The sequence below is a fragment of the Nocardia fodinahabitans genome (genome assembly GCF_052983615.1).
In genome coordinates this window covers 3116745-3136585 of the sequence record NZ_JBRJJC010000001.1, presented here as the reverse complement: position 1 = coordinate 3136585, position 19841 = coordinate 3116745, and the positions used below count along the sequence as shown (strand labels likewise).

Genomic DNA, 19841 nt, shown 5'->3' with positions numbered 1-19841 from the left:
AGCGGGTACCGATGGACGGAACGTCGCGTACACGAGGAATACGGCGTGGCGGTGACCCCGGTTCACAGGGTGGGTGAGATCCACCCCTTGTGTGTACGTATACATCTACGTATAGTGAGTGCATGCCCAACAAGACGATCTACGTAGCCGACGATGATCTGCCTCTGTTCCAGCGGGCGCAGGAGCTCGTCGGCGGCAACATCTCCGGCGCGGTGGTCGCCGCGCTGCGCCGATTCATCGACCTGGAGGAAGGCCGCCAGGCCGGCTTCGACGAGGTCGTCTTGCAGGTGGGTCGCGACGGCGTGCGGCAGGTGCGCTTCCAGGGCTCCCTGCTGGGCGAATGGCGCGATGTCGGTGACGAGCGGGTACTGCACCAGCAGGTCTACCGCAGTCGCAAGGGCAAGCTCGTGCTGCACACGCACACGGCGCTGTGGAAGGACTACCCCACCGGCGAGGCGGCCGGTGATCTGAAGGACTGGAAGTACTGGCGCCGGATGTTCGGCATCGGCGACCGGCCCTGGGATTGGGGCGATTACGAGTACGAGATCGTCGACGACGTGACCGACCTGAAGGGCCGCATCCCCGACAAGCTCTACCGCAAGGTCGAGGACATCCACGCCCACCCGCAGATCGAGGAACTCGACATCTAGGTCCCGGCCGCCGGACACAACCACACACGCACACCAGCTACCGCAGCCCCTGGGGGCTGTGTCGATGACTCATGCACTTATTCGCAGTAATGAATGAAATTCTCTGGAAAGGGACGACCATGGTCAACTCGGCCATCACGGCACGGGGCCTGCGCAAGGCCTACGGCGAGCACACGGTCCTCGACGGCATCGACCTCGCCGTCGCCGAGGGCACGATCTTCTCCCTGCTCGGCCCCAACGGCGCGGGCAAGACCACCACGGTGCAGATCCTCACCACACTCATCAGCGCCGACGGCGGCGAGATCTCCGTCGGCGGCCACGACGTGGTGACCGACCGCGACGGCGTCCGCGAGCTGATCGGCGTCACCGGGCAGTTCGCGGCCGTCGACGAACTGCTCACCGGCCGCGAGAACCTGCACATGATGGGCGATCTCAACCATCTGCCCCGCCGTGACACCCGCAGCCTGGCCACCGAGCTGCTGGAACGCTTCGACCTGGTCGAGGCGGCCGACAAGCCGGCCGGCACCTACTCCGGCGGCATGACCCGCAGGCTCGACCTGGCCATGACGCTGGTCGGCAATCCGCGGGTGATCTTCCTCGACGAGCCGACCACCGGTCTCGATCCGCGCAGCCGCCGCGCCATCTGGGACATCATCCGGGGCCTGGTCGACGACCTCGGCGTCACCGTCTTCCTCACCACCCAGTATCTCGAGGAAGCCGATCGGCTCGCCGACCGGATCGCGGTGCTCGACCAAGGCCGCATCGTCGCCGAGGGCACCGCGGCCGAACTGAAGCGGCTGATCCCCGGCGGGCACATCCGCATCGACTTCGCCGATCAGCGCGCGCTGGCCGCCGCACAGTACGCGCTCGGCCCGTCCGCGCGGGTGCTCGACGCCGGCGACGGCCTCACTCTCGCCGTCCCCAGCGACGGCGGCGTGCGCTCCCTGCGCACGGTGCTCGACCAACTCGATGCCGAGAACATCGAAGCGGGCGGCATTTCCGTGCACACCCCCAACCTCGACGACGTCTTCCTCACCCTTACCGGCCGCGCCACCACCGAGCAGGAGTCCCTGGCATGAGCACCAACACCGTCGCGAACAAGCACGCCTTCGCCGACACCATGACCATGTTGCGGCGCAACATCATCCACGCCAAGCGCTACCCGAGCATGGTCTTCGGCATCCTGATCATGCCGACCGTGCTGCTGCTGGTGTTCAACTACGTCTTCGGTGGGGCGCTGGAGAAGTCCTCCGGCGGCGAGTACATCGACTACCTGGCGCCGGGCATGCTGCTGTTGCTGCCCGCGTACATGACCGTGTCGGTGGCCGTCTCGATCGCCACCGACAAGAGCAAGGGCATCATGAATCGCTTTCGGGTGATGGCGATCTCGCAGCCCTCGATGCTCAGCGGGCACGTGCTCGGCTCGCTCCTCCAGGCGCTGGGTGGCATGGCCGTGATGACCGCCGTCGCGCTGCTGATCGGCTTCCGGCCGAACGCCGACCTCGTCGAGTGGGTGGCCGTATTCGGTCTGCTCACCCTGGTGACCTTCGCGTTCAACTGGCTCGCCATCGCTCTCGGTCTGCTCTCGCCCAACCCCGAAAGCGCCAGCAACGCACCGTTTCCGATCGTGATGCTGCCGTTTCTCGGTAGCGGCCTGGTCGCCACCGACACTATGCCGGTCGGCCTGCGTCAGTTCGCCGAGTACCAGCCCTTCACCCCCATCACCGAGACCCTGCGCGGCCTGCTGATGGGCACCGAGATCGGCGTCAACGGCTGGGTCTCGCTGGGCTGGTGCGCGGTGATCGCCGGCGGCGGCTTCCTCTGGTCGAAGTCCATCTTCAGCAAGCAGAGCTGAGCAGCACGAGCTGAACGGTCCCGGAGAGACTCAGCTCTCCGGGACCGTTCGCTGTGCTCAGATCTGGGCTTCCAGGATCGTGCGGCCCGAGCTGACCGAGGTGATCTCGACCTTGCTGATCGACTCGGGCGGCGCGTCGATGGTGCGGTCGACGGTGAGTTCGGTGCCGGGGCCCGCGGGCCACTGGTCGAGCTCGAAGCGCTGGTCGCCCGCGGTGACGATCAGGCCGTAGGTCCAGCTGTAGCCGGAGCCGTAGCTGCTGGGGGCATAGCGGCAGGTCATCACCAGGCGGGTGCGGTCGCCGTCGCGCACCAATTTCACCTCGGCGCTGACCGGCGTCTGCTCCACCGCCCGCATCTGCTGGGCGGCGACGACCTGTTCGGCCGGTACGTCCGAGCGGGCGACGGTGACCGTCACCGGGACGGCGATCGCCACGGCGGCCGCGGCGGCCACGACCGCGCTGCCGATCCCGAGCCAGCGACCGCGCCGTCGCCGTTTCTCGGCCGCGGCGGCCAGCGAGGGGATCAGATCCGGGGCGTGGGCGGTCGCCGGTTCGGTGGCTTCGATCATCGACAGGGCGGTGTCGCGATCGACCAGCGCGAGCATTCCCGGCATGCCGGCCAGGTCGGCGACCGCTTCGGTGCAGTGCGGGCAGTCGTGCAGGTGCGTCTCGTACTCGCGGCGCTCGTCGGCGCCCAGGGAGCCGAGCACGTAGGCGGCGTCCCAGGTGCTGTACTCGTCGAAGAGATCGGTCATCGGTTCGTCACCCCCATCTCCTGTAATGCCAGTCGCATGGCGCGCATGCCGTAGTGCAGCCGCGACTTCACCGTGCCTGGCGGAATACCCAGCTCGTCGGCGATCTGCTGCATGCCGAGGCCGCGGTAGTAGGCCCGCACGATCACCTCGCGATGATCCTGGCTCAGCGTGCTGAGCGCGTCGGCGACGAGCCAGCCGTCCAGCGCCCGGTCGGACTGGTCGGGACTCACCTGTTCCGGCGGTGTGTCGGTGCCGAACTCCCGGCGGTGTCGCGCGCTGCGGTGTTCGTCGACGGCAAGATTACGGGCCACGGTGAACAACCACGCGCGCGGTGAGGTCTCGGTCTGCTCCAGCACCGCGGGCCGCTGCCAGGCCCGCAGCAAGGTCTCCTGCACGATGTCCTCGGCCCGGCCGGGATCGCGCACCAGGCCGAGGGTGAAGCGCCACAGCGCGGGAGCGTGCTCGGCGTAGAGCGCGCGCATCAGTTCGTCGCGACCGTCGTCCATCGGCGGTCCGGGTCACTGCTCGTCGATATTCATGGTGTCACTCCTGGTCTGTCGATGGAGTAACGGGATCAGTTGCGTTCGAGTTCAATCGGGTGCGTCGCGAGCAAGGCCAGGGGCAGCGGCTGGCGGCGCAGCACGCTCGCCCACAGGTCGTGCCGGTCGGTGGCGAGGGGATCCGACGGCAGCGCCGAGACCACGATCCAGTCGTCGTTGTCGAGTTCGCCGTCGAGCTGGCCCATCGACCAGCCCGCGTACCCGGCGAAGATCCGGATGCCCTCGACCAGCGGGCCGATCTCGGCGGGATCGGCGTCCAGATCGACCAGCACCACCCGGCCGTCGACCCGGCGCAGGCCGCGCACCTCGGAGATGTCGGCGCCGGTGCGCAGGGTGCCCAGGCACAGGGCCGCGTCGCGTTTGACCGGACCGCCGATGTACAGGTCGGTCGGCTGGGCGGCCAGGTCGGCCCAGGCGGGCAGGACATCGCGCACCGGGGTCTCGCTCGGCCGGTTCAGCACCACGCCGAGACTGCCCGCGTCGTTGTGCTCGATGACGTACACCACGGTCCGCCGGAAAGTCGGTTCCACCAGGTCGATCGCCGACACCAGCAGATTGCCCGCGCGGACGCCCACCGCGGGTTGCCCGCGCCGCCGGTCATCGCCGTGCCCGTCGCGAGTCCGGCGCTCGTCCGGGTCGTCTCCGCGTGCCACCGAGCCATCATCGCATTGGACGGGTGTCGCGCGCTCCCCGCGGAGCGTCGCGCACCGGAAATTTTCTTGCCCGACCGGCTGTGGGCGCGCCCGGTAGGGTCGCGGCATGCACTCGCCCGAGGTCGTTCTCGAAAACAGTGACGCCGTGTACGACTACTACCAGCGACATCAGCAGAATCGCTGGCAGGCGCTGGCGTCCTATGCCGTGCTGGCCCGGCGCTTCCGCCCGCGGGTGGCGTTCGCCGACGGCGCGAAGCAGCAGCTGACGGCACTGGTGCGCAGCGGGCGCCCGGTGATCTTCGCGATCAATCACCTCTCCACCAGCGACCCGTACACCGTCGCCGCGACGGCGTGGCGCTCCCCGCTGCGCCGCAAGATCGGCCGGGTGCGGGTGCTGGCCAAGGACGAACTGTTCGCCGATGCCGAGCAGCGCCGCAAGGTCGACATGATGGGCGGCATCCCGGTGTTCCGCGGCAAGGACCACGGCATCAGAGCCGTCAACGCCGCGGGTCAGCGCATGATGGACGTCTGCGCGCAGCGTCTGGCCGCCGGCGACCACCTGGCGATCTTCCCCGAGGGCACCTGCAACGACGTCGATCCGGCGACGGTGCAGTCCGTCGGCAGCGGGATCGGTCATATCGCGTTCCGCGCGGCCAAGCTGGACGCGCCGCCCGCGCTGGTCGCCCTGGCGATGAGCTACGGTCCGCGACCCGACCCGAAGGTCGAGCCGACCGCCGCCGAGGTCGTCGCCGCCCGGTTCTACTTCCGGGAGCCGGTGCTGGAACTCCCGCAGCGGCCCGCCGACATCGCCCGCCTGGTCAAGGACGAACTGCAGCTGGCCCTCGACGCCGCCGTCGCGAGCTACTGAGGCAGCCCGAACAGCTCCCGCGCCCGCTGCGGCACCAGCGAGATGTAGGCCGGGTGGGTCTTGACGAAATGCAGGACCACCGGACACAGCGGCAGCACGCTGAAACCTTCGGCGCGGCTGGCGTCCAGCGCGGCCTGGGTGAGCACGTTGGCCAGTCCCTGGCCCTCGAATCGGGGATGGATCTCGGTGTGCACGAGGGCGCGTTCGGCCCCGGTGTCCTGGTACTCGATATAGCCGGCGGGGACCCCGTCGGCGGTGAGTTCGAACCGCTCGAGCGCGGCGTTGTTGCGGACCTCGGTCGCCATGCGTCGAAACTACCCCGGTCGGCGGCATTCGACGGCGGGGTCCGCGTATGGCGGGTTCCGGCCCGAGCCTGGACAATGTCGGGATGATCGGTCAGCGCCCGCAGGCGGTAGCTCGCGTAACCACGGAGGGCGCCCGAGCATCCCAGGAGGAGACGGCATGACCGCACGTGTGGTGCTCGCTCCCGACAAGTTCAAGGGTTCCCTCACCGCGCCCGAGGTCGCCACCGCGCTGGCGGCCGGGATCCGCCGGGCCGCGCCGTCCGTCGACGTGCGCTGCGTGCCGGTCGCCGACGGCGGCGACGGCATGGTCGACGCGTTCGCCGCCGCGGGCTGGCAGCGGATCGTGGTCCCGGCACCGGGCCCGACCGGGGAACCGTCGACCGCGGTCTACGCCGTGCACGGCGACACCGCGGTGGTCGAGCTGGCCGCCGCGGTCGGCCTGGTCAAACTCCCCGGCGGCCGATTGGAGCCGATCCGGGCGAATACCTTCGGCCTCGGGGTGGTGGTCGCGCACGCGCTCGACCACGGCGCCCGCGAGATCGTCCTCGGGCTCGGCGGCAGCGCGTCCACCGACGGCGGCGCGGGCTTCCTGCAGGCGCTCGGCCTGCGCTTGCTCGACCGTGACGGCCGCGAATTGCGGAGCGACGCAGCCGGATTCGATGTGGTCACGCTGCTGAGCGGGGTGGTGTCGGTCGATCGGGCGGCACTGCATCCGGCGATCGCGCAGGCGCGGTTCACGCTCGCCTGCGATGTGGACAATCCGCTGCTCGGTCCGGCGGGCGCGGTGGCGGTGTACGCGCCGCAGAAGGGCGCGAACGCCGGCAGAATGGTGGATCTCGAAGCGGCGCTGACCAATTGGGCCGCCGTCCTCGGAACCGGCTACGCCGAGATCGGTGGCGCGGGCGCGGCGGGTGGTACCGGGTTCGGTGCGCTGGCCGTGCTCGGCGCGCGGGTCCGCCCCGGCATCGATGTGCTGCTCGAGCTGCTGGAATTCCCGGCGCTGGTGGCCGGGGCGAACCTGGTCGTCACCGGCGAGGGGTCACTGGATCACCAGAGCATGCACGGCAAGGCGCCGGTCGGGGTGGCCGCCGCGGCCAAGGCGGCCGGGGTGCCGGTGGTCGCCGCGGTGGGCCGAACCATGTTGTCGCCAGGGGAGATCCGGGCCGCCGGCTTCGCCGGGTGCTACGCGCTCGCCGACCTCCAACCCGATCCGGCGCGCTCGATCGCCGACGCGGCCGCGCTGCTCGAACGCGTCGGTGAACGGATCGCGGTCGACCGCCTGCTGCGACCGGCTACAGCGCGACGGCGGTAGCGACGGTAGCGACGGGCGCGCCCGGACGGGCGTTCGCGGCGAGCTGGGCGCGGTGGGTGTCGCCCCAGGCTTCCAGCGGCTCCAGCGCGAGTCGCAGGGTGTCGCCGAGCGGGGTCAGCGTGTATTCGACGCGCGGCGGGATCTCGGGGTAGATCTCCCGGTGCACCACGCCCGCGGCCTCCAGCTGGCGTAGGTTCTCGGTGAGCACCTTCTCGCTCACCCCGTCGAGCAGCCGCCGGATCTGCCCGAACCGCTGCGGGCCCGCGCCGAGCACCCACATCAGGTGCAGCTTCCACTTCCCGCCGACGACGTCGATCGCCAAGCTCATGCCGCACACGTCGTGATCTGCGTCACTACTCATCGTTGGTGCACCCCTTCCGACCGTATTTCGGACCTCGGGGTAAGCAACCACACCCCGACGTTCGGTCTTCCCGACGATACCCGCGCCGACCACCATGGATTCCGGCGCCGAACCATCGAACAATCGAGAATCGAAGGGGCATCAGATGTCCGAACAGTCCACCCGCTCCGTGTCCGTGCTCGGCCTCGGCCCGATGGGGCAGGCCATGGTCCGCGCCTTCCTGGCAGCGGGCGTCGAGGTCACCGTGTGGAACCGCAGCGCCGAGAAGGTCGACGCGATGGTCGAGCTCGGTGCGAAACGCGCCGCCACCGTCGCCGAGGCACTGGCCGCCAACGAGGTGTCGGTGCTGAGCCTGACCCACTATGCCGCCATGTACGACGTGCTCGGCCAGGCGCCGGAAGCCTTGGCGGGCAAGGTGATCGCCAACCTGTCCTCGGATTCGCCGGAGAAAGCCCGGGCCGGCGCCGCCTGGGTGCGTGAGCGTGGCGCGCAGTTCCTCTCCGGCGGGGTGATGTCGGCGGGCGACAATATCGAGCACCCCGCGTCCTACATCTTCTACAGCGGTCCGAAGGAGGTGTTCGACGCGCACGCCGAGCTGCTACGCCCGCTCAGCCCGCAGGAGTACCTCGGCGCCGACGACGGCCTCGCCCAGGTCTTCTACCAGGCGTTGCTGGTCATCTTCCATCCCTGGCTGCTGGCCTTCGACCAGGCGACCGCGGTGATCGCGAAGTCCGGCCACGACATCGCCCAGTTCGTGCCGTTCGCGGTCCGTTCCAGCGAGGCCTTCCCGTACTTCATGACGGAGTTCTCGGTGGCCAACCAGAACGGCGGCTGGGCCGACCTGGCCTCGCTGAAGATGATGGTGGCCGGCGCGCAGCACATCATCGACGCCAGCGAGGAGGTCGGCGTCGACGCGGGCTTCTCGCACCTGGCGCAGTCGTACTGGCGCAAGGCGGTCGAGGCCAGCGAGGCGGCGGGCAAGCCGGTGTCGACCTTCGAGCTGATCCGCGGCGCGGCCTGAGCCGGACGCGCCGGAACCGTCCGGTACCCGAGGGTGCCGGACGGTTCCGGTGGTCACGCGGTCTCGGCGCCGAGCCGGGGGAACGGCTCGGTGGCGAACACCACCTCCACTGCCACCTCGAAGTAGGCCGCGATCCGCAGGGCGAGATGCAGGCTGGGGCTGTATTCACCCCGTTCGAGGTAACCGACGGTCTGGTAGTGCACGCCCAGCGCCTCGGCCAGGTCCCGCCGCGAGATGCCGCGCTCGGCGCGCAGCATCGCGATGCGGTTGTAGATGACCTCAGAAGGCACGCTGCATCGCCTTGTCCCTGCGCGCGGCCATCGCGGAGCCGGATTCGTGTGCTGCCATGCGCCGCAGGACGATCGGCGCGATCACCAGCCCGGCGACCGTCCAGAGGCCGAGTACCGCGACGGTTTCCAGGTGCCGCCAGGACTGGTCGAGTTCGACGGCGACCGCGTCGGCCGGCAACAGCGCCGAGCGCATACCCAGACCCAGCCAGTACATCGGGAACGCCTGACCGACCGCCTGCAGCCAGCCGGGCAGCGCGGTGATCGGGTAGAAGATGCCGGAGATGGCGACCAAGCCCATCAGCGGAATCGTCAGCAGGAACGACGAGCGGCTGTCGAGCAGGCTGCCCAGGATCGTGCCCCAGGGCAGCACGGCCAGCAGACCGAGCGCCAGCACCCCGGCGAATGTCGCGATCGCGCTCGCGTCGGTCAGCGAGGAACCGCCGATGATCACCATGCCCACACCGAGCACGATAACGACCTGCGCGAGCACCGAGCCCGCGCCCGCCACGATCTTGCCGGTGAAGTAGCCGGTCAGCCCTTTGGGCACGGCCTTGGATCGCAACAGCGTGCCGTCCTCGCGGTCCAGGACCAGCACATTGAGGACCGCGTACAGGCCGTTGAACGCGATGATGGCGCCGATCAGACCGGGCACGGCCAGCTCGGCGACCGACAGTCCGCTCTCGCCGTACATCCGGTTCCGCAGCAGGAACAGCACCGCGAGCGAGAGCGCGGGGGTGAGGAACTGCCCGATCAGATCGGGGGCGTTGGTGTAGAGCTGGCGCAACTCGATCCCGCCGCGGGCGAGTCCGGCGCGGATGGCGGTGACGCTCATCGGGTGACCTCCGCGAGAGTGTGAACGGGTGCGCCCGCGGCGCCGGATTCGGCGCGGCGGACCAGGGTCATATAGGTGTCCTCCAGCGAGGCGCGACGGACCTCGAGATCGCCGATGGCCTCGCCGTGCTGCTTGAACAGCTCGTGCACGTACTTGGTCGACTCGGTGGTGGTGTGCACGAATCGCTGACCGTCCACGGTCCAGCTCACCTGGGCCTCGCCCGCGACCGAGCGGGACAGCTCGTCGGGCGAGCCGTCGGCGATGATCCGGCCACCGGCCAGGATCAGCAGCCGATCGGCGAGCTTCTCCGCCTCGTCCAGATCGTGCGTGGTGAGCAGCACCGTGGTGTCCTCCAGATCGGCCAGCCGGTGCACCAGATCGTGGAAGTCGCGCCGCGCGGCCGGATCGAAGCCGGCCGTGGGTTCGTCCATGAACAGCAGGTCGGGCTTGCCGACGATGCCGATCGCCACGTCCAGCCTGCGGCGCTGGCCGCCGGAGAGTGTGGCGATCTTGGCGTCGGCGTGGTCGGTCAGGCCGACCAGCTCGATGAGCTGATCGGTGTCCCACGGCCGTGGGGTGCGCTGGGTGGCATAGGGAACGTAGTACGAGCCGAGATGCTGCAGCAGTTCGCGCACCCGCCATTTGGCGTGATCACGCCAGGATTGCAGCACGACGCCGATCCGCGCGCGCCACTGTTCGTCACCGTGTTCGGGATCGGTCCCCAGCACGTCGACCCGGCCGGCCGACCTCCTGCGAAACCCCTCGAGGATCTCGATCGTGGTGGTTTTGCCCGCGCCGTTGGGCCCGAGCATGACGAGCACCTCGCCGCGCGAGGCCTGAAATGTCACATCGTGCAGGACATCGGTGTCGTCGTAGCGCATCCGTAGTTGCTGTACGTCGAGAACAACGTCGTTACTCGAAGCCATGAGTCCTCCCAGTCATCGACCTTCGATGAGATGTAGCATACGTACTACATTCCATCGCGGCAATGCTTCGGCTGAATTGGACATTTCGGGAAGTGAGAGCACTGCTCTTGACATGCCGCCGCCGGGCGCGCATAGTTGTACTCAACAGAGAGCAGTGCTCACAGTTCAGGAGTGATCAAGATGGACAACGCGACCCGCTACCTCGGCCCCACCGGCTTCGACCCGATCATGAACAAGATCGCCAACCTGCTGCCCAAGCTGGGGATCAGCATCATGGGCTCGCGTCTGCTGGCGGTGCGCGGTCGCAAGAGCGGCGAATGGCGCACCACCATGGTCAACGTGATGACCGCCGCCGACGGCGCGCGCTACCTGGTCGCCCCGCGCGGGCACACCCAGTGGGTGCGCAACCTGCGCGTCGCGGGCGACGGCGAACTGCGGCTGGGCCGCAAGGTCGAACAGTTCACGGCCACCGAGATCGCCGACGCCGACAAGGTCCCGCTGCTGCGCCTCTACCTGGAGAAGTGGGGCTGGGAGGTCGGCAAGTTCTTCGAAGGAGTCGACAAGAACGCGACGGACGAACAGCTCGCCGCCATCGCCCCTGGTTTCCCGGTATTTCGTCTCGCCTGATCAGGCACGCACATGGGTAACTTCTCGGGCACGGGCTGACCTGCCCGGTATCGAACCCGCGTCCCTGGATCTGGCGCGCCTGAGTCCGGCCTAGATACGCGGGGAGGCGGACAAGTACTCGATCGCCGCGGCGTAGCCCTGGATGCCGAGGCCCGCGACGACCGCGGTCGCGATCGGGGATACGAAGGAGTGGTGCCGGAACTCCTCGCGGGCGTGCACATTGCTGATGTGCACCTCGACGATCGGCACCTCGGGAATCACCAGGGCATCGCGCAGCGCGACAGAAGTATGGGTCAGGCCGCCGGGATTGATCACGATGCCCGACACCTCGCCCCGAGCCTGATGGATCCGGTCGATCAGCGCGCCTTCGTGATTGGACTGGAACGCCACGATCTCGCGCCCGAACCGGGCGGCCGTGCGCTCGCACAGCGCGACGACGTCGTCGAGGGTGTCGGCGCCGTAGATCTCCGGCTGGCGGGTGCCGAGCATGTTCAGATTCGGCCCGTTGAGCACGAGGATCGGGCCGGTGGCCTGCACGGTGTCTGCCATGCAGGCCACCTTAATTCACAGGCCGGTCGGGCCCTCCGAGCGCAGGTCGTCGACTTTGCGCATGGCCTCGCGGAGTTCGGCGAGCCAGGACTCGGCGTGCTTGCCCGCCAGTTTCACCGTCCAGGCCAGCGCGTCGGCGCGAGAGCGGGCCACGCCTGCGTCGATCAGGGTGTCGAGCACCTGGCGTTCGGGCTGACGCAGCCGGGTCATCACCGGAACCGCGAGGTGGGTGAACAGGATTCGCTCACCATCGACTCGCACGCCCCAGGCGACGCTGCGGCCGTACCGCCGCTGCGCCTCGTCGGCGATCTGCATCCTGGCCGGGCGGGTGGACTCGCGGAAGCGAGCCAGCGCTCCCTCTTTCGTCGCCGCCGAGACCGGCGGGGCGTCGCTGTCGGCCGACTTGGGCTGTGGCACCGGGAGTTCGCCGACGACCACGATCTCGTCGCGGTCGATATTGATCTCGGGCGGGCCGGTGAACCAGTCGGCGGGCAATCGTCCGGCGAACCAGTCGGCGGCGTCGGCCGGATCGGGGAGGTCTGCTTGCTGCCAGCCGCCCGGCCGGCCGAATCCGCGTTCGCGATGGGCGTTCCGCATGGAAATCACCTGCTATCTCTGTTGCGCACGTTGCGTTGATTACAAGATTACGCCGATATATGCGCCGCGGTTTATGCTCTGCGTGAACGGGGATGTTCCCGGTTGGCGCCCCGCGGTGACGCGGGGTTGAGCGTCGGTGGGTCTGGGTACCCTCGCGTTGAATCGCCGGACAATGCGAGATCCGCGCGACTCGGCGCGCCGCCCGGTACGGTAAGCGCGCCAGTTGTTGCCACTGGCTGGGCGAGGTTCGAAATCAGGCCCTCATCGGGGTGGGATTTCGGGCACAATCGAGGTGCTGAGGTCGGGTAGCGTCCCGTATTGCCGGGGCATCGGAGACGGGTCAACTTCCGGTACGGTGGATTTGTTACCGGAGTGGCAAGAGTGAAGAGTGGGCGATATGGATGTGTGGGGATCCCGCCGCTTTCGCGTCCGGGGCGCAATGGCGATCGCGGGGGTTGCGACCCTCGCCATCGCGCTGTGCTCGTGCGGGGTGGGTGGGAAGCCGAGTGAGTCGGAGTCGGTTGTCCAGCGGTTCACCGATCTGCTGGACGAGCAGGATTACACCAAAGCCGCCGACCTGACCTCGTACCCCGCCGCCGCTTCGGCAACCATGAAGCAAATGTTCGAGGGCTTGGCGACCGGCAAGGTCGACTACGAGCCGAGTCAGGTGATCGATCTCGACCCGCAGTCGGCGATCTTCAGCATGGACGTCGCCTGGAACTTCGGCGAGCACAAGGACTGGACCTACACACTGCAGGGCACCGTCCGCAAGCTCGCGATCGGCTGGCGGATCTCCTGGGAACCCGCCGTCGTCATGCCGCAGCTGGCCAACAATCGCACCGTCAAGCTCGTGCGCACCACCGCCAAGCCGCCGCCGCGGGTCGTCGACCTGCCCGGCGAGCCGCTGATGACCGAGCAGACGATCAATGTCATCAAGATCGATCCGAGCCGCACCGGCGACCTGGTCGGCTCGACCAACGCGCTCGCCGACGCGATCGAACCGGTCGCGCCGCTGATCACCGGGCCGTCGCTGATGCAGCAGCTGGCCGCGTCGCAGGGCCAGCCGGTCGTCGCGGTCAACCTGCGCGAGGGCGACTTCGCGATCCTGGAACCGCGGATGGCGCGGGTGCCGGGCGTGGTGATGGAGAAGCAGCCCAAGCTGATCTCCGCCGATCGCCGCACCTGGTCGCCGATGCTGGACGCGCTGCGCGAGGTGTGGAAGGACAGCCAGGAGGCCACCTCCGGCTGGGGTGTGCAGATCTTCGAGGCCGACGGCCGGTTCGTCAACCAGGTCGCCGGTTACCAGGGCCCGGCCGGGCCCGACATCTCCGCGACCATGGATCAGCGGCTCCAGCGCGCGGCCGAGGACGCGGTGGTCAGCGTCGGCACGCCGGCCTCGGTGGTCGCGATCCAGCCGTCGACCGGCGCGGTGGTGGCTGTCGCGCAGAACAGCTACGCCACCGAGAAGGGGCCGATCGCGTTCACCGGGCTGTTCCCGGCGGGCGGCACCATGGAGCTGTTCCGCGTCGTCGCCGCGGCCGCGAAGAACAAAGCGCCGCAGGATGTCTCGGTGCAGGAGGCCGCGGAGGCGGCCACCGCGCTGGGCGTCGGCGTCGACTTCAAGGTGCACGGGCTCGACGAGGTGACCGGGCGGATCAGCGCCCCCGGCCGCAGCACCGAGCAGGTCCGGCAGGGCGCCGGGTCGGACGCGGTGCTGGCCAGCCCCTTCGGCATGGCGATCGCCGCCGCCGCGATCTCGCGCGGTTCGGTGGTGCCGCCGATGATCGAGAACGGCAAGCCGAGCACCACCGACACCCCGGTGCCCGCGCTCACCCAGCCCGCGGTCGACCGGCTGCGCGGCCTGATGCAGGAGGGCATCGGCAAGCCGGAAACCGCTGCGCTGCGCGGCTTCCGGGATGTCACCGCCTTCGCGGCGACCGGCGGCGCCGACGGCTGGCTGCTGGCCACCATGGGCGACCTGGTCTTCGCGGTGCACATCGCCGATGTCGACAGTGGCGACGCGACGTCGCGACTCGCCGCCGTCCTGCTGAAATCGTTGGCCACACCGGAGGCTTGACCGCCTCTCCGCGTTTCTGGCCGGACTCAGGTGCGCAGAACGTGAGGACGCGGCCGGCGGTGATGTGTGGGGCCGGTTCAGGCCGTACCCGGTGAGTTACCCATGTACTCGCGTGGGCCGGGGTGACGGATTCGTAAGCCGAGCTGGCATAGGCTGCTGGAGTGAAGAAGTTCGCGCCGTTCCTCGCTGATGCCCTGTTGGTGATCGTTTTCTGCGCGATCGGCAGGCGCAGTCACGACGAAGCGGTCATCGCCGGTCTCGTGAAAACGGTGTGGCCCTTCGGAATCGGCTTGCTGATCGGCTGGGCGCTGGCGGTGCTCGTCGCGCGCAACGCCCGCTTCGACGCGACGGCGCTGTGGCCCAGCGGCATCCTGATCTGGCTCGGCACGCTCGTCGGCGGGATGGTGCTGCGCGCGGTCAGCGGTCAGGGCGTCGCTGTGAGCTTCGTCATCGTCGCCGCCTGCGTCCTCGCGCTGTTCCTGCTCGGCTGGCGAGCCGCCATCCGCGCGCTGCGCTGACTCAGATCCTGCGCTGCTGCTTGAACTCCTGTTCGTATTCCTCGTCGTCGGCCTGCGGGGTGCGGAACAGGAACGCGAAGACGATCCAGCCGACGATGGCGACCAGGATGAAGCTGACGAACCGGTAGACGAACGCGGCGGCGACCGCCTGGGAGGCGGGCAGGCCCGCGGCGGCGGTGAGGCTGTAGATCAGGGTCGCGTCGACGTAGACGATGCCGCCGGGCGCGAACGGGATGGAACCGACGGCCTTGCCCGCGGTGAACGCGATGAGCAGGCCGGACAGCTTGGGGTCGGCGCCGACGGCGTAACAGGCCGCGCCGAGACAGGCCACGTCGGCGAAGCGGTGCACCAGCGCCCAGAGGCCGACCAGCGCCGCGTCCTTCTTGCCCAGGTCCACCGATTCGAGCTGGCGCCGGATCTCGCCCAGCTTGGCGATGCCGTGACCGGCCGGTTTCTTGCGCAGCCGGTTCACCAGCGCGAGCACCCGGCGCAGCATCGCCTCCAGCGTGCCGGGATGGCGGGCGAGGTAGTTGCCCGCGAGCAGCAGCGCGGCCAGGATCACCACCGACCCGATGAGCTTGGGTCCGATCTGGTTGCCGACCAGCGCCGCGCCGCCGATGCCGAGCAGCGCCAGCCCGGCCGCGGCGACCACGCCGGAGAACACCAGCTGCCAGGACGCCACGATCGGGCTCGCGCCCCAGCGCCGGGTCTGACGGTAGGTGAACGCGGTGGAGAAGACCTGACCGGCCGGCAGGGTCACCGACATCGCGGTGGCGCCGTAGACCACCGACACGGACTTGCCCTGGCTGACGTCCACCCCGCCCGCGTGCAGCAACTGCTTCTGCACCCGGCCGAATCCGCTCATCGACATCGCCTGCAACACGATGCACAGCACGACCCAGCCCCAGTGGATCTCGGTCAGCGTGCGCCACGATTCGTGCAGGCGGGGCCACAGGTAGGCACCTTCGCCGATGAGCAGCGCGAGCAGCACCGCGCCGAGCACCCATTTCACCCACCGGAACCGGCGGCGGCGCTCGGTCGGTGGCGAGGCGGGTTCGCCTGCTAGGTCGCCGTCGGCCGTCACGGTCTCAGCCTAACGAACGCAGCTGTTCTTCCTCGTCCTCGCCGGGTGCGGCGGCCGCCGGTTTCGGCCAGGCCAGGCGGGTTTTTCTGCGTCTGCCACGCAGTTGCACCTCGTCGCCGGTTTCCCAATGGTCTTGCTCGCTTTCATCGGCGAAGTAGAGCGCGCTGCCCGAAGCGAGAACGCGGCCGGGTTGATCTTTGGCCAATTCGGTGAGCCGGGACGCCTCGTTGACGGGGTCGCCGATCACGGTGTATTCGAAACGATTTGCGGCGCCGATGTTTCCGGCGACCGCCAGGCCCGCCGAGACGCCGATGCCGACGTCGAGGCTGGTCACCTCGCGCAGCGCCTCGCGCAGGTCGCGGGCGGCGGCCAGCGCGGCGCTCGGCGCGTCGGGACGGTCCAGCGGCGCGCCGAAGATGGCCAGCGCCGCGTCACCGACGAACTTGTTGACGAAACCGTGGTGCCGGTCGATCACGTCGACCACCACCCGGAAGAACTCGTTGAGCAGGCTGACGACCTCGGTCGGCGGACGTTCGGCCGCGGCCGCGGTGGAGCCGACCATGTCGACGAACAGCACGGCGACGAACCTGGTCTCACCGCCGAGTTCGGTGCCGTAGTCCAGGGCCCGCTGGGCCACGTCCTCACCGACGTGCTGGCCGAACAGTTCCTGGAGCTTGCGCCGCTTGGCCGCCTCTTCCATCATCCGGTTGAAGCCGACCTGCAGCAGGCCGATCTCACTGCCGTCGTAGACCTCCACCTGCACGTCGCGCGCGCCGCCCTGCACCCTGTTGATGGCTTGGGACAGCTGGCGCACCGGGTCGGAGATGGAGGATCCGGTGAGCATCGACAGCGCCAGCGCCTGCATGATCACCACGCCGCACAGCAGCAGGATGGAGATGGCCAGCGACTTCGCCGAGAACTTCACATCGGAGGAGATCTGGGTGACGCACAGCAGCACGATCGCGATGGTCGGCGCGAAGGTACCCATGCCCCAGGTCATCGCCATCCTGGTGCCGACGCCGGGGGTGAGGGTGTGATCGAAGGTGCCCTCGGTCAGCGCCTCGGCGGCCACCGGGCGCAGGATGCGCTCACCGAGCATGTAGGTGAAGCCGAAGACGATGGTGGCGGCCATACATTCGGTGACGATCACCGCGCCGGCCAGTTCGGGCGAGTCGACGATGATCAGCGCCGCCAGAATGCCGCCGCCGATGATCCACAGCACCAGATGCAGGATCGACTGGCGCAGCGGCACGTGCAGCGCGGCCATCTGTTCCTGCCTGCTGGGTGGGCCGCCACGCATCTGCCAGCGCATCACCGGCCGCAGCATCAGCGCGGCGCCCGCGATACTCAGCACCGCGGCGGCGCCGAAGACCAGCACCGGCGCGAGGAAGCCGGTCCGGCGCACGCCACCGGGATCGCCCTCGGGCACGGGCAGGCCGTACTGGATGAAGGCCCACACCAGGACCGCGCCGAAGGCGTTGGCCAGCAGTACCGAGGTCAGATACAGCGGCCAGCGCGTTCGCATGGTCTGTTTGACCGCTTCCAGGGGCGCCGACACGACCACCAATCTAGCGTTCGGGCCGATAGGCTCTCTCGGGTGACCGACCAGAAGGCAGATTCCGGGCCCACGTCCGCACCGTGGCGCGCGGACGCCGAGGCAGTGCATCCGCTGGTCCGCAAAGCCGCCGCCTGGAGCTGGCGGCTGCTGATCATCTTCGCTGCCCTGATCGCGGTGGGGATGCTGGTACAGAAGTTCGCCAACGTGGTGATTCCGCTGGCGATCGCGCTGCTCGCGGCCGCGCTGCTCGCGCCGCTGGTCGACTGGATGCAGCGGGTCGGAATTCCGCGTTCGCTTGGCGTGTTCGTCGCGCTGGTCGGGTCGATCGGGCTGCTCGCCGGGATCATGACCTTCGTCGTCGAGCAGTTCGTCGACGGTGTGCCCGGGCTGTCCAACGAGGTCACCAACAGTGTCCACAAGGTGCAGGACTGGCTGATCAACGGCCCGCCGCACCTGAGCGATCAGCAGATCCGCAGCGCGGGCGACACCATCGTGCGCACCATCCAGGACAACCGCGAGAGCCTGACCAGCGGCGCGCTGACCACCGCCACCGCGATCGGGCACATCCTCACCGGCGCCTTCCTGATCCTGTTCATCCTCATCTTCTTCCTCTACGGCGGCGACCAGATCTGGCATTTCGTCACCCGGATCATCCCCACCGCGCACCGGGAGAAGGTCCGCACCGCCGGTGAGCTGGGCTTCGGCACGCTGGTCGGGTTCGTGCGCGCCACCGTCGTGGTGGCCGCGGTGGACGCGATCGGGATCGGCGCCGGGTTGGCGATCCTGCACGTCCCGCTGGCGCTGCCGCTGGCCTCGCTGGTGTTCATCAGCGCGTTCATCCCGATCATCGGCGCGTTCTTCGCCGGGTTCGTCGCGGTGTTCATCGCGCTGGTCACCAAGGGCCCGGTCACCGCGCTGATCGTGCTCGGCATCATCATCGCGGTGATGCAGCTGGAAGGCCACGTGCTGCAGCCGCTGCTGCTGGGCCGGGCGGTGAGCATCCATCCGCTGGCTGTCGTCCTGGCGATCACCGCGGGCTTGGTGGTCGGCGGGATCGCGGGCGCGCTGCTGGCGGTGCCGTTGATCGCGGTCGGCAATACCGCGATCCGCTATCTGCTCGCCGACAGTCCGGAGGAGGTCTACGGCGAGCTGATCGGCGAGGACCGAAGACTTTTCTCCGCCGAGCCGGACAAACCGGAGCAGGGCCGGTTCGACATCGCGCACACGCTGCGCAAGGCCGAGGCGGAGCCCGGCGATGCGGACGCACACAGCTGAGCTGAGCTCGGCCGACGCGGCGACCGCGCCCCTGTGGCGGGCCGCCCAGGCGTTTCGGCTGGTCACGCTGCTGTACGCGATCGGCCAGCAGATCGCGTCGGTGTCGTACTACGAGCACCCGCGGCTGAGCTGGGTCCTGATCGCGCTGATGGCGATCTGGTCGGGCACGTCCGCGCTGCTGCTCTCGCAGTGGTATTTCCCCACGGCGACCGGCCGGATCCGGGGTTGGGTGGTCTTCGGCGACCAGGTCGTGACGATCGCGCTGATCGCCTCGACCCGGCTGGTCGCCGATTACGGCTGGTACCACGGTCATCAGACGCTGCCGACCACGCTGTGGATCGCCAACTCGGTGATCTCGATGGCGATCCTGCGCGGGCCGGTCGCCGGGGTGATCGCCGGGCTCGGCATGTCGGCGGTGGTGGTGACGGTGCGTGATCAGTGGGGACAGGACGTGTGGGGCGATGCCACCGCGCCGGTGCTCGTCTCGGTCGGCCTGGCGCTCGGCCTGGCGGCCGATACCGCGCGCCGCGCCCAGGGCCAGCTCGAACGGGCGCTGCGGATCACCGCGGCTGCGCAGGAACGGGAGCGGCTCGCTCGCGAAGTGCACGACGGCGTGTTGCAGGTACTGGCGTTCATCAAGCGTCGCGGCAACGAGATCGGCGGGCCCGCCGCCGAACTCGCGCAGCGGGCCGGGGAACAGGAAGTGGCGCTGCGGGTCCTGCTGTCCGAGCAGACCGAGCTGCCGGATTCCGGTGCGGCCGAGGTGGATCTGCGGCCGATGCTGACCGCGCGGGCCACGCCGAAGGTCTCGGTGGCGACGCCGGGGGACCCGGTGCTGATCGCCCGGTCCATCGCGCAGGAGATCGCCGCCGCCGTGGCGACCGCGCTGTCGAATGTCGACCTGCACGCCGGGCCGGACGCGAAAGCGTATGTGCTGCTGGAGGACACCGGTGACATGCTGGTGGTGAGCGTGCGCGACGACGGGAGCGGCATCCCGGCGGGCAGGCTGGCCGCGGCCGAAGCCGAAGGGCGGATGGGGGTTTCCCGCTCCATCGTCGGCCGGGTCGGCGCGCTCGGCGGCACCGCCGAACTGCTGACCGAGGGTGAGGACTTCGGCACCGAATGGGAATTCCGGATTCCGCGCCACCCGGCGCGCTGAGCGAAGGA

Annotated in this window: 23 protein-coding genes; 11 read left to right on the top strand and 12 right to left on the bottom strand. The window is 69.1% G+C overall.

Going from position 1 to position 19841, the window contains the following annotated elements:
* Positions 1-122 precede the first annotated feature (122 nt).
* From NV348_RS14690 to NV348_RS14680, 3 genes are all read left to right on the top strand, one after another.
* Positions 123-650, top strand: coding sequence for an EXLDI protein (locus tag NV348_RS14690; protein ID WP_447147455.1), 528 nt, complete (start codon positions 123-125; stop codon positions 648-650).
* A 119-nt stretch (positions 651-769) separates the two neighbouring features.
* Positions 770-1729: an ATP-binding cassette domain-containing protein gene (locus NV348_RS14685; protein WP_447147454.1), complete on the top strand. Its 960-nt coding sequence runs from the start codon at positions 770-772 to the stop codon at positions 1727-1729.
* Positions 1726-2505 (top strand): ABC transporter permease, encoded by a 780-nt coding sequence (locus NV348_RS14680; RefSeq protein WP_447147453.1) that lies wholly within the window; start codon positions 1726-1728, stop codon positions 2503-2505. Before NV348_RS14685 ends, NV348_RS14680 begins: the two co-directional genes overlap by 4 nt.
* Before the next feature lie 57 nt (positions 2506-2562).
* On the opposite strand, the gene NV348_RS14675 is transcribed toward NV348_RS14680, so the two are convergent.
* The 3 genes from NV348_RS14675 to NV348_RS14665 all read right to left on the bottom strand — a co-directional run bounded on the left by NV348_RS14675 (position 2563) and on the right by NV348_RS14665 (position 4474).
* Positions 2563-3261, bottom strand: a complete 699-nt coding sequence (locus tag NV348_RS14675) for an anti-sigma factor family protein (RefSeq protein WP_447147452.1) — start codon at positions 3259-3261, stop codon at positions 2563-2565.
* A complete protein-coding gene (locus NV348_RS14670) occupies positions 3258-3767 on the bottom strand; it encodes a sigma-70 family RNA polymerase sigma factor (RefSeq protein ID WP_218718536.1) in 510 nt (169 codons plus the stop codon). Before NV348_RS14670 ends, NV348_RS14675 begins: the two co-directional genes overlap by 4 nt.
* A 68-nt stretch (positions 3768-3835) precedes the next feature.
* Positions 3836-4474 (bottom strand): YqgE/AlgH family protein, encoded by a 639-nt coding sequence (locus NV348_RS14665; RefSeq protein WP_447147451.1) that lies wholly within the window; start codon positions 4472-4474, stop codon positions 3836-3838.
* 106 nt (positions 4475-4580) lie between these two features.
* On the opposite strand from NV348_RS14665, the gene NV348_RS14660 reads away from it, so the two are divergent.
* Entirely contained in the window at positions 4581-5342 is a 762-nt protein-coding gene (locus tag NV348_RS14660) for a lysophospholipid acyltransferase family protein (RefSeq protein ID WP_447147450.1), read from the top strand.
* On the opposite strand, the gene NV348_RS14655 is transcribed toward NV348_RS14660, so the two are convergent.
* Entirely contained in the window at positions 5336-5647 is a 312-nt protein-coding gene (locus NV348_RS14655) for a GNAT family N-acetyltransferase (RefSeq protein WP_447147449.1), read from the bottom strand. The two genes, NV348_RS14660 and NV348_RS14655, sit on opposite strands and share 7 nt — an antisense overlap.
* A 157-nt stretch (positions 5648-5804) precedes the next feature.
* On the opposite strand from NV348_RS14655, the gene NV348_RS14650 reads away from it, so the two are divergent.
* Positions 5805-6959 carry a glycerate kinase gene (locus NV348_RS14650; protein ID WP_447147448.1) on the top strand — a complete coding sequence of 385 codons (1155 nt, stop codon included), beginning with the start codon at positions 5805-5807 and terminating at the stop codon, positions 6957-6959.
* Here the strand turns inward: NV348_RS14650 and NV348_RS14645 are convergent.
* The gene (locus NV348_RS14645) at positions 6940-7320 is read right to left on the bottom strand and encodes a winged helix-turn-helix transcriptional regulator (protein WP_447147447.1); all 381 of its coding nucleotides are present in this window, start codon (positions 7318-7320) and stop codon (positions 6940-6942) included. The genes NV348_RS14650 and NV348_RS14645 overlap by 20 nt on opposite strands.
* Before the next feature lie 94 nt (positions 7321-7414).
* Here NV348_RS14645 and NV348_RS14640 point away from each other — a divergent pair, with 94 nt between their 5' ends.
* The gene (locus NV348_RS14640; RefSeq protein WP_447147446.1) at positions 7415-8341 is read left to right on the top strand and encodes an NAD(P)-dependent oxidoreductase; all 927 of its coding nucleotides are present in this window, start codon (positions 7415-7417) and stop codon (positions 8339-8341) included.
* Between the two features lie 53 nt (positions 8342-8394).
* Here NV348_RS14640 and NV348_RS14635 read toward each other — a convergent pair whose 3' ends face one another.
* From NV348_RS14635 to NV348_RS14625, 3 genes are read right to left on the bottom strand one after another with little or no spacing between them, the layout of a single operon-like run.
* Entirely contained in the window at positions 8395-8631 is a 237-nt protein-coding gene (locus NV348_RS14635) for a helix-turn-helix transcriptional regulator (RefSeq protein ID WP_232995771.1), read from the bottom strand.
* A complete protein-coding gene (locus NV348_RS14630; RefSeq protein ID WP_447147445.1) occupies positions 8621-9463 on the bottom strand; it encodes an ABC transporter permease in 843 nt (280 codons plus the stop codon). Before NV348_RS14630 ends, NV348_RS14635 begins: the two co-directional genes overlap by 11 nt.
* Entirely contained in the window at positions 9460-10389 is a 930-nt protein-coding gene (locus NV348_RS14625; RefSeq protein ID WP_447147444.1) for an ABC transporter ATP-binding protein, read from the bottom strand. The genes NV348_RS14630 and NV348_RS14625 overlap by 4 nt, the downstream gene beginning before the upstream one ends.
* A gap of 180 nt (positions 10390-10569) precedes the next feature.
* Between NV348_RS14625 and NV348_RS14620 the strand changes: the two genes are divergently transcribed.
* A complete protein-coding gene (locus tag NV348_RS14620; protein ID WP_447151039.1) occupies positions 10570-11016 on the top strand; it encodes a nitroreductase family deazaflavin-dependent oxidoreductase in 447 nt (148 codons plus the stop codon).
* 90 nt (positions 11017-11106) lie between these two features.
* Here the strand turns inward: NV348_RS14620 and aroQ are convergent, their stop codons facing one another.
* Entirely contained in the window at positions 11107-11565 is a 459-nt protein-coding gene (gene aroQ / locus NV348_RS14615; protein ID WP_447147443.1) for a type II 3-dehydroquinate dehydratase, read from the bottom strand.
* Between the two features lie 15 nt (positions 11566-11580).
* Positions 11581-12162, bottom strand: a complete 582-nt coding sequence (abmR, locus tag NV348_RS14610; protein ID WP_447147442.1) for an ATP-binding transcription factor AbmR — start codon at positions 12160-12162, stop codon at positions 11581-11583.
* Between the two features lie 439 nt (positions 12163-12601).
* Between abmR and NV348_RS14605 the strand changes: the two genes are divergently transcribed.
* Together NV348_RS14605 and NV348_RS14600 are read left to right on the top strand one after the other, a co-directional pair.
* The gene (locus tag NV348_RS14605) at positions 12602-14239 is read left to right on the top strand and encodes an NTF2-like N-terminal transpeptidase domain-containing protein (protein ID WP_447147441.1); all 1638 of its coding nucleotides are present in this window, start codon (positions 12602-12604) and stop codon (positions 14237-14239) included.
* A 161-nt stretch (positions 14240-14400) separates the two neighbouring features.
* A complete protein-coding gene (locus tag NV348_RS14600; protein WP_447147440.1) occupies positions 14401-14757 on the top strand; it encodes a DUF3054 domain-containing protein in 357 nt (118 codons plus the stop codon).
* A gap of 1 nt (position 14758) precedes the next feature.
* On the opposite strand, the gene NV348_RS14595 is transcribed toward NV348_RS14600, so the two are convergent.
* Together NV348_RS14595 and NV348_RS14590 are read right to left on the bottom strand one after the other, a co-directional pair.
* On the bottom strand, positions 14759-15841 hold the full coding sequence (locus NV348_RS14595; RefSeq protein ID WP_447147439.1) for a lysylphosphatidylglycerol synthase transmembrane domain-containing protein: 1083 nt from the start codon (positions 15839-15841) through the stop codon (positions 14759-14761).
* Between the two features lie 4 nt (positions 15842-15845).
* Positions 15846-17366 carry an adenylate/guanylate cyclase domain-containing protein gene (locus NV348_RS14590; RefSeq protein WP_447151038.1) on the bottom strand — a complete coding sequence of 507 codons (1521 nt, stop codon included), beginning with the start codon at positions 17364-17366 and terminating at the stop codon, positions 15846-15848.
* A gap of 72 nt (positions 17367-17438) precedes the next feature.
* Here NV348_RS14590 and NV348_RS14585 point away from each other — a divergent pair, with 72 nt between their 5' ends.
* Positions 17439-18674, top strand: a complete 1236-nt coding sequence (locus NV348_RS14585) for an AI-2E family transporter (RefSeq protein ID WP_447147438.1) — start codon at positions 17439-17441, stop codon at positions 18672-18674.
* A complete protein-coding gene (gene macS / locus NV348_RS14580) occupies positions 18655-19833 on the top strand; it encodes a MacS family sensor histidine kinase (RefSeq protein ID WP_447147437.1) in 1179 nt (392 codons plus the stop codon). Before NV348_RS14585 ends, macS begins: the two co-directional genes overlap by 20 nt.
* Positions 19834-19841 lie beyond the last annotated feature (8 nt).

What these genes read in the sequence shown, in the direction of transcription:
- macS (WP_447147437.1), top strand. Translation starts at nt 18,655, where the DNA reads ATGCGGACGCACACAGCTGAGCTGAGCTCGGCCGACGCGGCGACCGCG.
- NV348_RS14620 (WP_447151039.1), top strand. Translation starts at nt 10,570, where the DNA reads ATGGACAACGCGACCCGCTACCTCGGCCCCACCGGCTTCGACCCGATC.
- NV348_RS14645 (WP_447147447.1), bottom strand. Translation starts at nt 7,320, where the DNA reads ATGAGTAGTGACGCAGATCACGACGTGTGCGGCATGAGCTTGGCGATC.
- NV348_RS14655 (WP_447147449.1), bottom strand. Translation starts at nt 5,647, where the DNA reads ATGGCGACCGAGGTCCGCAACAACGCCGCGCTCGAGCGGTTCGAACTC.
- NV348_RS14630 (WP_447147445.1), bottom strand. Translation starts at nt 9,463, where the DNA reads ATGAGCGTCACCGCCATCCGCGCCGGACTCGCCCGCGGCGGGATCGAG.
- NV348_RS14650 (WP_447147448.1), top strand. Translation starts at nt 5,805, where the DNA reads ATGACCGCACGTGTGGTGCTCGCTCCCGACAAGTTCAAGGGTTCCCTC.
- aroQ (WP_447147443.1), bottom strand. Translation starts at nt 11,565, where the DNA reads ATGGCAGACACCGTGCAGGCCACCGGCCCGATCCTCGTGCTCAACGGG.
- NV348_RS14690 (WP_447147455.1), top strand. Translation starts at nt 123, where the DNA reads ATGCCCAACAAGACGATCTACGTAGCCGACGATGATCTGCCTCTGTTC.
- NV348_RS14660 (WP_447147450.1), top strand. Translation starts at nt 4,581, where the DNA reads ATGCACTCGCCCGAGGTCGTTCTCGAAAACAGTGACGCCGTGTACGAC.
- abmR (WP_447147442.1), bottom strand. Translation starts at nt 12,162, where the DNA reads ATGCGGAACGCCCATCGCGAACGCGGATTCGGCCGGCCGGGCGGCTGG.
- NV348_RS14685 (WP_447147454.1), top strand. Translation starts at nt 770, where the DNA reads ATGGTCAACTCGGCCATCACGGCACGGGGCCTGCGCAAGGCCTACGGC.
- NV348_RS14625 (WP_447147444.1), bottom strand. Translation starts at nt 10,389, where the DNA reads ATGGCTTCGAGTAACGACGTTGTTCTCGACGTACAGCAACTACGGATG.
- NV348_RS14680 (WP_447147453.1), top strand. Translation starts at nt 1,726, where the DNA reads ATGAGCACCAACACCGTCGCGAACAAGCACGCCTTCGCCGACACCATG.
- NV348_RS14675 (WP_447147452.1), bottom strand. Translation starts at nt 3,261, where the DNA reads ATGACCGATCTCTTCGACGAGTACAGCACCTGGGACGCCGCCTACGTG.
- NV348_RS14590 (WP_447151038.1), bottom strand. Translation starts at nt 17,366, where the DNA reads ATGCGAACGCGCTGGCCGCTGTATCTGACCTCGGTACTGCTGGCCAAC.
- NV348_RS14670 (WP_218718536.1), bottom strand. Translation starts at nt 3,767, where the DNA reads ATGGACGACGGTCGCGACGAACTGATGCGCGCGCTCTACGCCGAGCAC.
- NV348_RS14605 (WP_447147441.1), top strand. Translation starts at nt 12,602, where the DNA reads ATGGCGATCGCGGGGGTTGCGACCCTCGCCATCGCGCTGTGCTCGTGC.
- NV348_RS14640 (WP_447147446.1), top strand. Translation starts at nt 7,415, where the DNA reads ATGGATTCCGGCGCCGAACCATCGAACAATCGAGAATCGAAGGGGCAT.